General features: G+C 58.7%; 21 protein-coding genes and 1 tRNA gene. 15 read left to right on the top strand and 7 right to left on the bottom strand.

Annotated elements, in window-relative coordinates:
* Positions 1–8: 8 nt before the first annotated feature.
* A complete protein-coding gene (locus tag NSND_RS07720) occupies positions 9–1,439 on the bottom strand; it encodes an MFS transporter (RefSeq protein ID WP_159450686.1) in 1,431 nt (476 codons plus the stop codon).
* A 191-nt stretch (positions 1,440–1,630) separates the two neighbouring features.
* On the opposite strand from NSND_RS07720, the gene NSND_RS07715 reads away from it, so the two are divergent.
* Complete coding sequence (locus NSND_RS07715) at positions 1,631–2,278, top strand: hypothetical protein (protein ID WP_080878423.1); 648 nt, start codon at positions 1,631–1,633, stop codon at positions 2,276–2,278.
* 79 nt (positions 2,279–2,357) lie between these two features.
* Entirely contained in the window at positions 2,358–2,633 is a 276-nt protein-coding gene (locus tag NSND_RS07710) for a hypothetical protein (protein WP_080878422.1), read from the top strand.
* Positions 2,634–2,637: 4 nt separating this feature from the next.
* Here the strand turns inward: NSND_RS07710 and NSND_RS07705 are convergent, their stop codons facing one another.
* Complete coding sequence (locus tag NSND_RS07705; protein ID WP_235000199.1) at positions 2,638–3,261, bottom strand: glutathione peroxidase; 624 nt, start codon at positions 3,259–3,261, stop codon at positions 2,638–2,640.
* A gap of 15 nt (positions 3,262–3,276) precedes the next feature.
* Positions 3,277–4,194: a protease HtpX gene (htpX, locus tag NSND_RS07700; RefSeq protein WP_080878421.1), complete on the bottom strand. Its 918-nt coding sequence runs from the start codon at positions 4,192–4,194 to the stop codon at positions 3,277–3,279.
* A 215-nt stretch (positions 4,195–4,409) separates the two neighbouring features.
* Between htpX and NSND_RS07695 the strand changes: the two genes are divergently transcribed.
* The 3 genes from NSND_RS07695 (at position 4,410) to NSND_RS07685 (ending at position 6,351) form a co-directional block, all read left to right on the top strand.
* Positions 4,410–4,856, top strand: coding sequence for a cupredoxin domain-containing protein (locus NSND_RS07695; RefSeq protein WP_080878420.1), 447 nt, complete (start codon positions 4,410–4,412; stop codon positions 4,854–4,856).
* 18 nt (positions 4,857–4,874) lie between these two features.
* On the top strand, positions 4,875–5,909 hold the full coding sequence (locus tag NSND_RS07690; protein ID WP_369974242.1) for a phytoene/squalene synthase family protein: 1,035 nt from the start codon (positions 4,875–4,877) through the stop codon (positions 5,907–5,909).
* A 70-nt stretch (positions 5,910–5,979) separates the two neighbouring features.
* Complete coding sequence (locus NSND_RS07685; protein WP_080878418.1) at positions 5,980–6,351, top strand: hypothetical protein; 372 nt, start codon at positions 5,980–5,982, stop codon at positions 6,349–6,351.
* 132 nt (positions 6,352–6,483) lie between these two features.
* Here NSND_RS07685 and NSND_RS07680 read toward each other — a convergent pair whose 3' ends face one another.
* The 4 genes from NSND_RS07680 to NSND_RS07665 form a co-directional block, all read right to left on the bottom strand.
* Complete coding sequence (locus NSND_RS07680; protein ID WP_080878417.1) at positions 6,484–6,780, bottom strand: ATP-binding protein; 297 nt, start codon at positions 6,778–6,780, stop codon at positions 6,484–6,486.
* Positions 6,777–7,160 (bottom strand): hypothetical protein, encoded by a 384-nt coding sequence (locus tag NSND_RS07675; protein ID WP_143833462.1) that lies wholly within the window; start codon positions 7,158–7,160, stop codon positions 6,777–6,779. Before NSND_RS07675 ends, NSND_RS07680 begins: the two co-directional genes overlap by 4 nt.
* 63 nt (positions 7,161–7,223) lie before the next feature.
* Entirely contained in the window at positions 7,224–7,574 is a 351-nt protein-coding gene (locus NSND_RS07670; RefSeq protein WP_080878415.1) for a (2Fe-2S) ferredoxin domain-containing protein, read from the bottom strand.
* 38 nt (positions 7,575–7,612) lie between these two features.
* The gene (locus NSND_RS07665) at positions 7,613–7,981 is read right to left on the bottom strand and encodes a hypothetical protein (RefSeq protein ID WP_080878414.1); all 369 of its coding nucleotides are present in this window, start codon (positions 7,979–7,981) and stop codon (positions 7,613–7,615) included.
* Positions 7,982–8,143: 162 nt separating this feature from the next.
* Between NSND_RS07665 and ald the strand changes: the two genes are divergently transcribed.
* From ald to NSND_RS07620, 10 genes are all read left to right on the top strand, one after another.
* Complete coding sequence (gene ald, locus NSND_RS07660) at positions 8,144–9,247, top strand: alanine dehydrogenase (protein ID WP_080878413.1); 1,104 nt, start codon at positions 8,144–8,146, stop codon at positions 9,245–9,247.
* Between the two features lie 35 nt (positions 9,248–9,282).
* Positions 9,283–9,359: transfer RNA gene (locus NSND_RS07655), tRNA-Pro, on the top strand.
* A 313-nt stretch (positions 9,360–9,672) separates the two neighbouring features.
* Positions 9,673–10,020, top strand: a complete 348-nt coding sequence (locus NSND_RS07650; RefSeq protein ID WP_235000197.1) for an acylphosphatase — start codon at positions 9,673–9,675, stop codon at positions 10,018–10,020.
* Between the two features lie 14 nt (positions 10,021–10,034).
* A complete protein-coding gene (locus NSND_RS07645) occupies positions 10,035–11,033 on the top strand; it encodes a sigma-70 family RNA polymerase sigma factor (RefSeq protein WP_080878412.1) in 999 nt (332 codons plus the stop codon).
* 24 nt (positions 11,034–11,057) lie between these two features.
* Entirely contained in the window at positions 11,058–11,573 is a 516-nt protein-coding gene (locus NSND_RS07640) for an adenine phosphoribosyltransferase (RefSeq protein ID WP_080878411.1), read from the top strand.
* A gap of 105 nt (positions 11,574–11,678) precedes the next feature.
* Positions 11,679–12,254, top strand: coding sequence for a TraR/DksA family transcriptional regulator (locus NSND_RS07635; RefSeq protein ID WP_235000196.1), 576 nt, complete (start codon positions 11,679–11,681; stop codon positions 12,252–12,254).
* 120 nt (positions 12,255–12,374) lie between these two features.
* Positions 12,375–13,073 carry a 7-cyano-7-deazaguanine synthase QueC gene (gene queC / locus NSND_RS07630; RefSeq protein WP_080878410.1) on the top strand — a complete coding sequence of 233 codons (699 nt, stop codon included), beginning with the start codon at positions 12,375–12,377 and terminating at the stop codon, positions 13,071–13,073.
* 96 nt (positions 13,074–13,169) lie between these two features.
* Entirely contained in the window at positions 13,170–13,346 is a 177-nt protein-coding gene (locus tag NSND_RS21220; protein WP_159450684.1) for a hypothetical protein, read from the top strand.
* Between the two features lie 26 nt (positions 13,347–13,372).
* Entirely contained in the window at positions 13,373–13,765 is a 393-nt protein-coding gene (locus NSND_RS07625; protein ID WP_080878409.1) for a c-type cytochrome, read from the top strand.
* 189 nt (positions 13,766–13,954) lie between these two features.
* Complete coding sequence (locus tag NSND_RS07620; protein ID WP_080878408.1) at positions 13,955–14,782, top strand: SPFH domain-containing protein; 828 nt, start codon at positions 13,955–13,957, stop codon at positions 14,780–14,782.
* Positions 14,783–14,798: the final 16 nt, after the last annotated feature.

Here is a 14,798-nt window from a genome sequence, read left to right as displayed (position 1 = left end):
AGAGCCGGTTAGGGGGCGACGCGGGAATTTCGCCAGGGGAGCAGCGCCACGAGCGGTTTCACCAACGGCAACTCCCACATCAGGTGCCGTTGCGGCGGCGTCCCGATCTCTCGTGGCTCGCCGAAGGTTCTCAGCAGGCTGAGGGCAATCAGCAATCGTAGCGCTCCGGAGAGGCAGAACAGGAACGGCAGGTTGGATGCCGGGGTCAGTGCCCAGGAGCCGAGCGAGACCTGAGCCGGGAGGATGGTGGCCAGCCAGCTGCCGGTCAACGCTCCGATGCCCCAGCCGATCGCGTTCGTGGCATTGGCCAAGGCTACGCCTCGTGTGCGCTCCTGCGGACGGAGCGAGTCAAACACATAGTTTTGGAGTCCGAGCGACAGTCCCGCCCAAATCACCCCGCCGAAAAAATTCAGGCTCAGCAGAAACAGATAGTGTTCGCTCAACAGGTAACCCATCGGTAGGAGCGGGACCGCCAAGCCTGTGACCATGAGCAGGGTCTTGTTCCCGTACCGATCGCCGATCTGTCCCCATGGCGCGAGGGTGAAGAATTGCGCCGAGATACTGCTGGCCATCCAGCCTGCATATTGCAGGTAAGACCAGTGTAAATCTCGCAACAGATAGACGACAAAGAACGGGCCGGAGATCAATACCGAGAAATGCATGAGTCCGGAGAACAGCAGGAAGTGCCGGAAATCCGGCGTGGCGCGCTGAGCAAGGAAATGCCTGAATCCATGCGGAGCGTCGATATGGTGGACCGGCACCAGTTTGGAGATCCTGGTTTGGCAGCGGGTCGCTCCCACTCGCGCGGCGGCCGCACCCAGAAAAATGAAGAGGAACCCGATCCAGCTGAGTTCCCATTTCTGTCCCAACGTCAGGACCGTTCCGGCAATGCCCAAGGCCACAAAACTCGTCAACGCCGTCACGCGGGCTCGCTGGGCAAAGTAGGCGCCCCGGCTGCTCGTCTCCACGACATCGACCAACAGGCTATTCCACACCGGGGCCGTGGCATGTCCGAAGGCAAAGTACAGCATGGCGCAGCCGATCAGGAGCCAGGGACCATGCTCGGGCAGGAGCAGCGGGAGCGAGAGGATCGGCAGCCAGCAGAGGGCCTGGGCCCAGCCGCCGCCGATCAGGAGTTGCGCAGGCATGCGGAGATATTGGAGCAGTTTCACGGACAGGAGCTGTGCCACCACACCGACCAATTGGGGCAGCGCGGACAAGATGCCGATGTGGAATGGAGAGGCATGCAGAAACAGGGCAAAGGCCGAGAAATAGTTTTCCCCGCCACCCTGCGCGGCCGCTTGAAAGGCCGCATCGCGGACACCATACCGGCGGCTCTCAGCCTTGGCATTTTGATCGGACGAATGCGTAAGATCGCCTGAAGGCTCAAGGGGGTGAAGGGGGAGAGATGTCTGTTGCTGGGGGGCGGGTTGGTTCATGAGGCTGTGGATGGAAACAGAAGTATGATGAGCACTATGATACGTGATGGCTTTTCGCATTATATCAGAGCCAGTCGACATGGCCGGGGTTTGGAATGAATCCCTGCAGGCCGGTTGACCCCCTTCTCTGCAGTGAGTACGATGATCCTATGGATCTCCCAATATCATCAGCCGCCTGCAGCGAACCAGCCATGAAAATGAACGGAAGGTGGGTCATCTGCCGCTTGGCCGTCATGGTAGGTGTGATGGCTGGAGTGGGATTCTCCGTTGCGGTCGTGGAGGGACGGGACTTGATGGTTCCGAAGGAGCAGGCCACCACGGAGTTTGAGCCGACGGAAACCCCTTCGATGGATATCCAAGAGAAAGGCGTTCCCCAATCGCTGTTCACGTGGATCAAGATGGCACGCGGTTACGAGGTGGAGTGGGACACGTTTGGGAGAAAGGGATGGTACACCCAGGATCCCCGCTTGAAGCCCATCGCTCCAGGAACCACGCTGTTCTCTCCGGATACTCCGGCCGTCTACATCGTCTTTGAGGTGGCTCCGCTTGAGGACCCGGCGCAGTTTGCCGCCCAGGTGTTTCCCGTGGGCGCAGACGGGAAGACCGGTGCTCGTGCAATCGTGACCGATAGTCTCGAGGTGCCGGGCCACGAACGGTATGGTTTTCTGGAGTTGAAGAAACCGTCTGAACAATGGCCGCAAGGAAAGTATCTGGTCAAGATTTACATTACATCGTTGGGGCAGCAGCCCTTTCATGCCGTCAATCAGGTCGGGACCATGCGTTTTACCGTGACCGACCAGCCGCCCGCGCCTGCGCCGTCCGATTCCACCACCCGTTGAATATCCCCCGTCGCTTGGTCTACCTTCACTCACCGCCTCTTGAGGGCGCGGTGCGATTGTTTTACCCGGGAGTAGGTGCATGAAAGAGACCGATGCGGAGAAACTGGCGCTGTTGCACGAGCGGTTCTGTGATGTCTGCCTGGTTGAGAAGGAAGTGTGGACTGAAATCTATATGCCGCGGACGTTCAAGGACGGGACCGCGGTTCGAACCAATCTGCAAGACAAGTATGACGTGATCATTGACGATCAGGCGGTGGAAGATGCCTTGGAGGCCAATATTCCTCTTGGGAAGGCCGCACTGAGTGCGGCCATCCAAGAGTATCGAACCCATGTCACTTTTGTGAAGAAGGCGTAACCGGTTAGTTCTTCGCGAGAAACCGCTCCACGTCTTTCACCACTTCGTCAGCCACCGGTTTGGTTCGATGGTGGTAGCGCGCGACGACGTTGCCTGAGCGATCGACGAGATATTTCTGGAAGTTCCATTCCACTTCACCGGGGAATGGGCTCTGCTCGGTGAGATAGCGGTAGAGGGGATGTTTGTCGCTCCCCTTCACGCTGATCTTGCTGAAGAGCGGGAAGCCGACACTGTACTTGGTCAGGCAAAATCCCTTGATCTCCTCGTTCGTCCCCGGTTCTTGCTGGCCGAAGTTATTCGCAGGGAAGGCCAGAATCTCAAAGCCCTTGTCCTTGTAAGTCTCGTACATCTTTTCAAGGTCGGAGTATTGCGGCGTGTTGCCGCAGAAGCTGGCGGTGTTGACCAGCATGATGACCTTTCCCTTGTATTGACCTAACGAGACAGGTTTCCCGTCGATATCGTTCAACGTGAAGTCATAGACCGTAGACGCTTTAGCTGCCATGCGTGTCGCTCCTTGTTCCGCCGCATCGACCGAACCAAGGCCCATTTCAAGGGCGCCGAGCCCGAGACCCACTGCGAGCCCGAGGACCAGTACCTTCCATGAACAAGTCGGTCGAGAGATCGGCATATGAAGACTCCTTGGTTAGAGACGTTCCAGCGCCGCGACACGTTCCTCGATTGGAGGATGAGTCGCCAGCAAGTGCAGAAATCCGGAGGTGTTGCCTGAAATCTTCATCGTGGCCAAGGTATCTTGCGTCGAATATTCGAACTGGGCTCGGTTCACCCAGCGATCGATGGCCTGCAAGGCCTTGATCATCGACTCTTTCCCATAGACCTTTGCCGAGAAGGCATCGGCGGCATATTCCCGGTGGCGGGAATGCCAGCTGACGACCATCATGGCCAGCACGGACAGGACCACCTGCAAGAAGATGTAGACCACGAAGCCCAGGATCGGGCTGCCGCTCTGGCCCTCTTCTCGATCACCGCCCTGTGGCTGGGCGACCATTTGATACACAAAGTTGCTGATGTAATGGACGAAGGTGTTCATCAAGCCGGCGAGCACCGTCGTGGAAAACATATCGCCGTTGAAGACATGCCCCATCTCGTGGGCGAGCACAGCCTTGACTTCGTCTTCCCGCAGGTTGGCCAGCAACCCGGTCGAGACCGCGACCATGGCGTTATTCTTGCTCGGTCCCGTGGCAAAGGCATTGGGGTCAGGCGATTCATATACCCAGACTTCGGGCATGGTGATATGGAGCCGTTCGGCAATCTCCCGCACGGACCCGTAAATCACCTGTTCCGCGGTTGTGCGTGGCTGGGTAATTTGAACGCAATCCAGCATGGCGCGGGCCATTTGTTTGGAAAAGAGCAAGCTGATGAACGCGCCGCCGAAACCGATCACCAGCGACCAGACCAGCAGTTCCTGGCTGAAGGCTCCTCGGACATCGATGCCGAAGGCCGGCAGGACGACGTTAACCAGCACCCTGACCGTAATCGACAGGGTGAGATAAATGAGAATGTTCGAAATGAGAAGCAGCCCGATCCCCTTCATCGACTTCATATCTCTCCTCCTTGGAGGCCCGTTCTCCTCGCTCCCTTGTTCTACGGAGAGGAACGAACCTTGGATGTTATTATACCGGATCCTGAGTTGATTATTGGCCCCTGGGCAAGGGGATTTCTTGCGTCTCGATGTGAAGAGATAATACCAGGTTTCCGGTCAGTCAAGTCGCCGGCTCGGTTGACCGACTCCGCGGCCTTCTGCTAGAACCGATCATCATGAGCAGGGTCTCTGGTTTTCCGCAGCTCGGGTTTGTCTGTGTGCTGATGTGCGGCACGGTCATCGCCCCTGCGCTTGTGCATGCTGCCGAGCAAGCACCTCAGGTTCCGCCGCTTCAGGTGCCGGTCGATCAACTCGACGGCATTCAGCGAGCCACGGTCATCCTCGACAGTTACTCCTATACGCCCAGTCATTTGATCGTCCAGGCAGGGAAACCGGTCGAATTGCTCCTGACCAGCATCACCAGCATTACTCCGCACAATTTTCTCCTCAAGAACGAAGCGGCGGGACTATCGATTGAACGAGATGTGTCCTCGGGCCGGACGGTCACGGTGCAGTTTACCGTGAGGAAGCCCGGTCTCTATCCCTTCTATTGCGACAAGAAGCTCCTGTTCTTTCCGAGTCATCGGGAGAAGGGCATGGAAGGTGTGCTGGAAGTTAGATAAGAAGGTTGCCCCACGGCTATCGATTCCGCAAGACACGAACTGCTCCACGGTATCCTCAAGCAGGTTTCCCGGTCGTTTTATCTGACCCTCAACGTGCTGCCGGCGACGGTACGCGACCAGATGGGGCTGGCCTATCTCTTCGCGCGTGCCGCCGACACGATTGCCGATACCGACCTGATCGGCCGCGAGCAGCGACTCCGCTACCTCACCCAGTTTCGAACGCAGTTCAGTTCCGGCCCTATAGCGCGGAGGGACGTGCATGCGATCCTAGCCGCACTGATTCCTCATCAAGCCGACTCCGCAGAACGGGTGTTGCTCCAGCGGCTGGAAGACTGTTTGACGCTGTATGATCAATTCGATCCAGCCGACCAAGAGCGGATTCGATGGTTGATGGGGGTGTTGCCGGACGGGATGACGATGGATCTTACGCATTTTCAGGGCGATTCGGCTCAGGACCTGACGGCGTTTCAGACCCTGGACGAATTGGATCAGTACACGTACTACGTCGCCGGTTGTGTCGGCGAATTCTGGACCAGGATGGTCTGCGCGCACTGTCCGTCGATATCAGGCTGGGATGTGAAGAAAATGTCGGCCCTCGGGGTGCGATTCGGCAAGGGGTTGCAGCTGACGAATATCGTGAAGGATCTTGCCCGGGATCTCCACCGTGGCCGCTGTTATGTGCCGGAACCGCTTCTCCGTGAGGCGGGCCTGACGCCGGTTGATTTGCTGAATCGAGAGAACCTGCCGAAGTTCAGGCCGGTGTTGATGCGGCTGATCAAAATGGCCATCGAACACTTGGATCAGGGCTGGATGTACACCATGGCCCTGCCACGCCTTGAAATTCGCCAGCGATTGGCATGTATGTGGCCGATTCTGTTGGCGGGTGAAACGCTGAAACGTGTGGCCGCTGCGCCGGATCTCCTCGACCCGTCGGTCAACGTCAAAGCGCCGCGCTCCGTCGTCTATCGCGTCATGGCGTTGACCACCTTCACGGGCGGTTGCGGATACGTAGGGACGGCCTACTGGGGGCGCTTGCGGAAGCAGATCGTCTGATCGGGGAACCGTCTACCTGCCGACATTCTGGAGGTCAGCCGTTGCCGTGAAATGTATTGCGGAGCCCTGGATGATCCGACTGCTCGGGGTGATGTATGGAGTGGTTGCCACATGGTTCGCTCCGGCCATGGTTCTGGCGGTCCTTGCGCTGCTCGGCCTTCTGTTGAATCCTCGCGTGATAGGACTAAGACACCTGCTCGTTGAGGTCGCAACCGTGTCGTTTCAATTCGGATGCGCTACGCTTGCGTCTGTGGGGTTATGGCGTCTACGGAGGTGGGGTCTTGGGGTGGCTTGCGCCTACAATCTGGTTTGGGCAGGAGTGCTCAGCAGGCACGCCCTTGAGAGCGGAGGCAGTCTTTCGTTCCAGGCCACGGTACCGCTTGCGTTGGTGCTGCTGGCTGTACTCCTGCTGCTGCCCGCGGTTAGAAGTGCGACATTCTAGGGGGCGGAGGCAGGGCTGAATCGGACAGATGCTCGGCACAAGCCATGGATCATGCGGTTGCGGTTCCACCCCATCGGGATCGGCGCTCATGTCGTCCAGTTCGTGGTGCGCCGTCCGTCATGCAGACGTCCTCTACTTCTTCTGCGGCTCCAGCAATTTTTCGCCTTTCTTGAATACCGCATAGATCGCTTGTGACGGGCAGGCGTCCAGGCAGAGCCGGCAGCTTTCCAGGCAGCGGGAAGGATCGAATTTGTAGGGCGGTGTGGAGAGCCAGGCGCTGGTCGGGCAGATGGGGACGCAAATGGCTTGATGGGTGCACCGGTCGGGATGGCGAACCAGGTGATCGCGAATAACCAGCATGGGTTTCACTCCTTCGAAGAGACCTTGGGAGAAGATCTCGAACATGTTTTTCTGCGGGAGACTGCTCACTTCCACTCCTTGACCAGGTCTTTGAGCCGGTCTTTCAACTCTGGAATCTGTTCCATATTGTTGCGAATCGCCCCGAGTATATTTTCCAGGCGGGCGGTGCGTTGTGCATCCTTGTCTTTCTTCAGAAGCTGATCGTATCCGAGATAGGCTTCGGGGTGTTTTGGTTCGAGGTAGCTACGGGCTGCTTGCAGGGCTTCACCCAACTCATAAGGCTCCGTCGTCAGCGGCGGAAGCACCACAAACGAACCGTCTGTGCAGATCAGTGCGGCTGCGCCGGCTTTGCTCTTGAGCGGGGTGACCGCTTCGACAGTTTTCCCGGCGAGTGCTTCCCAGTGACGGAGCAGTCCGGGGAAGGCTTTCATAAAGGCCACCTTTTCCATGTTGGCCTTCCATTTCTCGTCGGCTGGCATTGAGATCTCGCGTGAGTCAGCAGGGTGATGAGTTTAGGCTTTCAACGGAGAGAGAAGCGGGAGCGGGGCCTGGTCGGCCATCAAGAGTCGTTCGACCACTTCTCCCTTAACGATGTGCCGCTCCATGATTTCCTTCACGTCCGCCTCGGACGTCACGCGATACCAGATTCCTTCGGGATAGACCACCACGGTCGGACCCTGTGCGCAATAATCGAGACAGCCGGCTTTGTTGGCACGGACGACGCCTTTCAGGTTGAGTCGTTTTGCCTCCTGCTTGAAGCAGGCGTGGAGTGCATCGGAGCCGAGCTTGGAGCAGCTGCCGCGCGCGTCATCCGGTTCGCGCTTGTTGGTGCAGACAAAAATGTGTCGCTGATAGCCGGTCATGTCAGCAAGTCCGAGGTTCCAGGGTGCGATGTGAGGGATTAGACGCGGGCATGAAATTGCTCGATCAACTGCTTCACGTCCGTCAAGCTGAGGAGCGATGAGCCGGCGGCCTGGGTGCCTGCGATGGCGGCAATTTCATTGAGGCGCAACTGCGCCCGTTGTTTGGCTTCAGGTTCCGACAGGGCGGAGGCCTGCCCCTTGGCGAGTTTGTCGAATTCAGCGCGGATATCTCGGAAATCACGTTGCAGATTCTTCATCATGGAGCAGGGTTCACAATACCATTTCGGACTTTGATCCGAAGCGGGCGACAGCCGGTCATAGGTCCGCCCGAAGAAATCTTTTCCCAGCGAAAACTTCATCAATGGTGCGCCCGCGGCGCTGCAGGCATTACAGGATCCGGCGTCCATGCGTGAGGTGCTCCTCTTAAGCGGAAATGGTCGATAGTCTGCGAATCTTACCGCACTGATCTTTCGCGTAGCAAGGTGCGCAGGTTCCTGACGGTAGCCACGCTCGGCCATGTATAATGCGGGGTATCAGGGCGAAGCGGTGTGGCGTGCAGGGAGGCGGCTATGATCATCGGGGTTCCGAAGGAAATTAAGGACTACGAGTATCGTGTGAGTCTGACGCCTGACGGCGCTCGTGTGCTGCTGCAGGCGGGGCATCGGGTTGTGGTAGAGCCGTCGGCGGGACAGGGGAGCGGATTTTCGGACGACGCGTATCGACAGGCCGGCGTTCAGGTGGCCGGCTCCAAAGCCGAGGTGTTTCAGCAGGCGGACCTGATCGTGAAGGTGAAGGAGCCGCAGCTGTCCGAGTGCGTACTCTTTCGACCCGGGCAGGTGCTGTTTACCTATTTGCATCTGGCGTCGTTGCCGGATTTGACCAAGGCGTTGGTCGCGGCCGATATCACGGCCATTGCCTACGAGACCGTCGAGGCCAGAGATCACAGCTTGCCGATGTTGCGGCCGATGAGTGAGATTGCCGGGCGTCTGGCTGTGCAGATCGGGGCCCATTATCTCGGGACGGTACAGGGAGGGCGCGGTCTCCTGCTGGCCGGCGTGCCTGGGGTACCGCCTGCTCATGTCGTGGTGTTGGGCGCCGGCGTGGTGGGAACGTCGGCCGTCAGAATCGCCGTGGGCATGGGAGCGCGGGTGACCGTTATCAATCTGGATCTTGATCGGCTCCGGTTTCTCGACGATCTGTACGGCGGACGAATCGCGACATGCGCAGCGACGGAATCAGCCATTGAACGCGCGGTCGTCGACGCCGATCTGGTCATTGGTGCGGTGTTAGTCCCCGGGGCACGCGCGCCGAAGGTCGTTTCGAGAGCACTAGTAAAGAAAATGAAGCCGGGTTCCGTGATTGTGGATGTGGCGGTCGATCAGGGGGGCTGTTGTGAAACCACCAGGCCGACCACGCACTCGGATCCGGTCTATGTGGTGGATGGCGTCTTGCATTACTGCGTCACGAACATGCCCGGCATCGTGCCCCATACCTCAACTCTAGCCTTGACCAACACGACGCTCCCTTATATAGTCCGGCTCGCATCGGAGGGAGTCGAGAAAGCGATTCGATCAGACCCCGGTCTTGCCAAGGGTGTGAACGTGATGAACGGCAGAATTACCTGCCAAGGTGTGGCCGATGCATACGGCTTGCGTTTTACCCCCGTGATGTAAGACAATCCGGCTTCCCGTTTTCGGTTCTGCCCGGTCGGGGCGTAGCGCAGCCCGGTAGCGCACTGCGTTCGGGACGCAGGGGTCGGAGGTTCAAATCCTCTCGCCCCGACCAAACCGCACTTCGTGCGACCCCGCACCTTGAATATGTGCGGGATATCTGTCCTCCCGGCACCATCCAGACACAGCCTGCTTGATTCGGAGCTGGTTCTCCTTTACCGGCAAGGGTGGGCATCCTACGTCAGCGCTCGTCTCTAGGTGTCTTTCTTCACTGTGACTCTCCTGCTCCTGCCACGTATCGGATTGGCCTCTTGCGCCCCCGCTCATGCTTCGCCAGGTACCTGCCGATAAGGTAGGCGTATGAGTCTGGTGATGCCGCGTAAACTTGCAAATCGCGTGACGCTCTCTGGGAGCTGTGAGAGTATCCAATGCCAGGCGTGGTACTCGCTCTGCGCTTGGTGTTCGACCAGTGGGAGGGCTGCGCGGCGATGACCGACACCGGCGAATCAGTGCGCGCGAGAATGCTTGTCAGCGGGCGTGTGCAGGGGGTTGGGTACCGGGCCTTTACCTGTCGGATGGCGGTTGCGCGTGGATTGACGGGTCACGTCGAGAATCTCGATAGCGGGCAGGTGGCGGTAGATGCTGAAGGAAACCGGGGCGTCCTTGAGGAGTTCCTGTCGGATCTCAAGAAGGGCCCCGTCGGGTCGCGCGTGACGCAGGTGCAGGTGGAGTGGAGTCGCGCCACGGGCCGATCTCAGGACTTTACGATTAAGTAGTAGGTAACGGAATTATGGCTCGACGTGCAGCAGTGCGACAGGACAACGCGGTGAATTCACCCGTCTCGGCTCGCCGCCCACGCGTGGCGCGGGGGGATGAGGACGAGGATGCGGAGTCGGGGAGTCACGCCGAGGCCGAAGAGTCCGGAGCGGACAATCGTCCGGCGGAATCCGGGCGGGCCGAGGGCCTCGACACGATTAAGAGTTATCTGCGCGAGGTACGCAAGTCGACCCTGCTCAATTTTAAACAGGAACAGGCATTGGGCAAGCGGGTCATGGAGGGAGACGAAGCGGCGCGCCTGGAGATGATCGAGGCGAATCTCCGCCTGGTGATCAGTATCGGCAAGCGGTACATGAATCGAGGGTTTCCCTTTGCGGATATCGTCGAAGAGGGCAATCTTGGCCTGATCAAAGCGGTAGAGAAGTTCAATTACAAGCGGGGGTTCCGCTTCAGCACCTACGCCTCCTGGTGGATTCGTCAGTTTATCGAACGGGCCATCATCAATCAGGGAAAGCTCGTCCGGTTGCCGGTCCATGTCGTCGAACGGTTGAACCGGTATCTGGGCAAGGTTGAGCAGCTGGTGCATGAGCTGGGACGGGAACCAAGGGCCGACGAAGTCGCCGCCAAGCTGAAAACCAGCGTTGCGGAAGTCGATGACTTGAAGCAGCTGGTCCGCACCACTTGCTCCCTCGACAGCCCGATCAGTGACCGGCAGGATACGTTTCTGCGCGATGTGATCGAAGATCCGCTCTGCCTGACGCCGGCGGAGACGACCGAAGGCGTGATGCGGCGGGCTGAACTCATGGCCTGGGTGAAAGAGCTGCCTGAAAAGGAACGCACCGTGATCTTGGCGCGGTTTGGACTTGACGGGGCCGAGTCGCGGACGTTAGAAGAGATCGGCCAAGAGATGGGGCTGACCCGTGAGCGGGTTCGCCAGATTGAGACGGCTGCACTGGCCAGGCTCCGCGGCATTATTGAACGGAAAACCATGAAGCGGGCGGATCTCTTATGAGAACGTCCCGATTCGCTTGCACGTATGAATTACAAAGCCCTCATTCGAGAAGTTCCAGACTTTCCTAAGCCCGGTATCCTCTTCTACGACATTACGACCCTTCTCAAGAATGCGCAGGCCTTCCGCTCCATCGCAGATGAGCTTGCCGCTCGTTACGAAGGACAGCGTATCGCAAAGATCATCGGGATCGAGTCGCGAGGCTTCATCATGGGTGGGACGTTGGCTGCCCGTCTCGGTGCCGGGTTCGTTCCGGTGCGCAAGCCGGGGAAGCTGCCCGCCGATATTTATGAGGTCGAATACAACCTGGAGTACGGATCCAGCGTGTTGGCGATTCATCGGGACGCCGTGTCACCCGGGGAGCGAGTGTTGATCGTGGATGACCTGCTGGCCACAGGCGGCACGGCAGCGGCCACGATCGACTTGGTGCGGCAACTCGGCGGGGAGATTGCTGGGTTGGACTTCCTGATCGAGCTGAAAGGCCTCAACGGACGTGATCGGCTGGCGGGTTACGACGTGCATTCGATGATCATCTATCCGTAAATCCCCAAGATCTTGGGGAGCTAGGTACTTGTCAAACGATCTATAGCGTGATATACCTGCCAAACTTTTTCGCCTTGCACTCATCACGAAAGGGCATGAGACTCTATGGCGACGAAAGTCCACGCGAAGAAAAAAACACCAACGACGAAAGCAAAAGCCCCCGCTCCTGAGAAGCCTGTGAAAAAAGAGCGGCCGGCTCCGGTTACTGCTATGACTGAAAAAGACGAAGACAGTGTTGCCGCGCGTGTTGTGGCAGCGCTTACGCTGAAAGAAACACCCAAGGAACGAGAAGAGCGTCAGCGCCGGCGTGAAGTCCTGCAGCGAATGCTCCTGAGTAAACGCCAGGAAATCATGCGCGAGATCGAGGGGAACCTCGGCCAGTCGTTGACCGAAGATCAGCAGCGCCGCTTGGAATCGGCCAGGGACGTGGGGGATCAGGCCCTCATGGACTTGGATCGCGAACTCGGCATTTCGTTGATGGAAATGCGGAACCGGAAGCGCCAGGCCATCGATGAGGCGTTGACTCGACTCAGCGAGGGCACATACGGGATTTGCGCGGAATGCGGCATCGAGGTCAGCGAAAAGCGGTTGGAGGCGGTGCCGTTCGCCAAGCTCTGTGTCCAATGCCAGTCTCGACAGGAATTGCTCGAGAAAATCGAGAAGGAAGAGGATCGCGACTAGCTCGCAGGAGCTAGCCGCATCCATTTCACCGTCCCTCTTCAACTTGTGACGCGCCTCAGCCCGTGACTGGCGGTCGAGTTTCCAAACCTCGGTAGTCTGCCCGGCCCTCTCCTGTTCCCTATGACTCACGTCGATTCGAAGGCGGTGATCCTGCTCAGTGGTGGGTTGGACTCTACCGTCACGGCTGCCATTGCCAAGCAGGATGGCTACCGGCTCTATTGTCTGACTATCTCCTACGGCCAGCGCCATCGTGTCGAAGTCGAGCGGGCGAGGGCCGTTGCCCAGGCCTTGAGTGCCGCCGCTCATGTGGTGGTGGACGTGGATCTGCGGGCGTTCGGAGGATCCGCTCTCACGGACGATGTGAGCGTGCCCAAGGACCGCACCCAAGAGGAACGGGCGGGCGGGGTTCCCGTCACGTACGTGCCGGCTCGCAACACCATTTTTTTGTCTTTGGCTCTGGCGTACGCCGAAACGCTTGAGGCACAGAGAATTTACTTCGGGGCCAATGTGCTGGACTATTCCGGTTATCCGGACTGCCGACCGGATTTTATCCGCGCGTTTGAAGCGGTCGCCAGGCTTGGAACCAAGATGGGGATTGAGGGGCGGTCTATCGAAGTGCGTGCGCCCCTCCTGATGCTGTCAAAAGCCGAAATCGTGCAACGCGGGCAGGAACTCCGGGCTCCCTTGGAACTCACGCATAGTTGCTATGACCCCGGCGCTGATGGCGTGGCCTGCGGCCGGTGCGACAGTTGCCGGATTCGGCGTGAAGGCTTCCGCCTGGCGGGAGTTGTGGATCCTGTCCCCTATGCGATACTCTAACGGCCATCGAGGCGACTGAGGTGACGGTCGCGCGGTGACGTGAGCCCGGTTCGTATTTCCGCCTGCGATCACACAAGAATCTGGAGAGCTGTGCCTATGACGCCTGAAGAATTCTTTATGTACTTGATCATCGCCCTCGTGATCATTGCGCCGATCGGTGCGCGGCTCTACCGCCGGTTGACCTTGAATCGCACGACGCAAATGCTTCGGGATCAGTTGAAGCAATCACAGGGACCCCGGACGACAACCCCGCCTTCTGAGCCCCCGCGATGAAACGAATCAGAGTCAGGAGTATTCAGATGAAGGTCTGGGTGATAGGAGTCGGGCTTGCGGTGATGGTTGCAGCTCTGGCGGCTTGTGAATCCAATGCGACCAACCAAGACGCCGCAAAGCCGGCTGGAGGTACGACCCCGGCGGAGATGCAGGTCGGCGAGGCGAAATTCACTGCCACTTGTGCCGCCTGTCATGGTGTGCGCGGTGTCGGGACCAAGCAAGGTCCGCCGCTCGTGCATAAGATTTATGAACCGAATCATCACGCCGACATGGCGTTTCAGCGGGCCGCAGAGAACGGCGTCCGCGCTCACCACTGGGAGTTCGGCAACATGCCGAAGATCGAAGGCGTGACGTCCGGAGACGTGGAGCATATCATTCGATATGTGCGATGGTTGCAGCGGGAGGCCGGGATTTATTAACGTCACTGCCGGTTCGTATTCCCCGTCAGGCTGTGTGTTTACCGTCGACCACTTTCCCTCAACACCCCTTCGTTTGACAATGTCCGCGTGCGGTTCGTAAGGTATTTGCATGCCATCACGAGGCCGTCGAAGCCCGCAGTACGTCGCCAGGTGGGCCTCGTTGGTCAGACCTTTTCACAGGAGGAACCTATGAGACACGGAGCCTGCTTCATGCTGGGGGCTGTGGGGGTATTGCTGCTGACGTCGGGTTGCGTGGCCATCGAGGCCGGCCATGAGGGGGTGATGGTCGAACAACCGTTCTTCTTCGGCCACGGAGGCGTTGATCCGGCTCCCTCCAAGACGGGCCGGGTCTGGGTTGCGCCGACGACGAAGGTGATCGAAGTGGATGTCCGGCCATTACAGTATTCGGAACATTTCGACATTATTTCGGCTGAAAACGCTCCGGTCTCCTTCGATGCGTTTATGATCGCCAATGTGGTCGAAGGGCGCTCGCCGGAGATCGTCGGTCGCTACGGCACCAACTGGTACCAAAACAACGTGAAGGAAGCTTTCCGCACGTTCGTTCGGGAAGAAGTGCAAAAGTACCCGCTGTTTCAGTTGACGACCGATCCGACGACTAGGACGAAACTGCAGGATGCCATTGCGCGTGAAGTGCAGACCAAACTCATCGACAAGCAAAACCTGCCGATCCGGCTCAATCGAGTCGTCGTCGGTAGCATTCTGCCGCCGAAGGGCGTCGTCGAGCAGACGACTCAAACCATTGTTCAGGAGCAGCGCAAGATCACGATGGTCGAGTTCCAAAAGGCGGAAGAGGCGCGTGAAAAAGCCGAAAAGCAGCGCGGGATCGCCGATCGCGCCTATCGGGAATCGTTGGGACTGACGGCGCCGGAATTCGTCGATCTGCGCCGTATCGAAGTGCAGAAGGAAATCGTGCAGCACTCGCCGTCGGCCTTGACGGTCATCATGGGATTGGAACGTGTCGGCATTAACATGCCGCCCCTGGCGAGCGATCGGTAAGACTCACGGATGCAAA

Source organism: Nitrospira sp. ND1, from assembly GCF_900170025.1.
In the GTDB taxonomy this organism is placed as follows: Bacteria; Nitrospirota; Nitrospiria; order Nitrospirales; family Nitrospiraceae; genus Nitrospira_A.
Note: the sequence above shows the minus strand (reverse complement) of the source record. Positions and strands in the feature narration are given on the sequence as shown.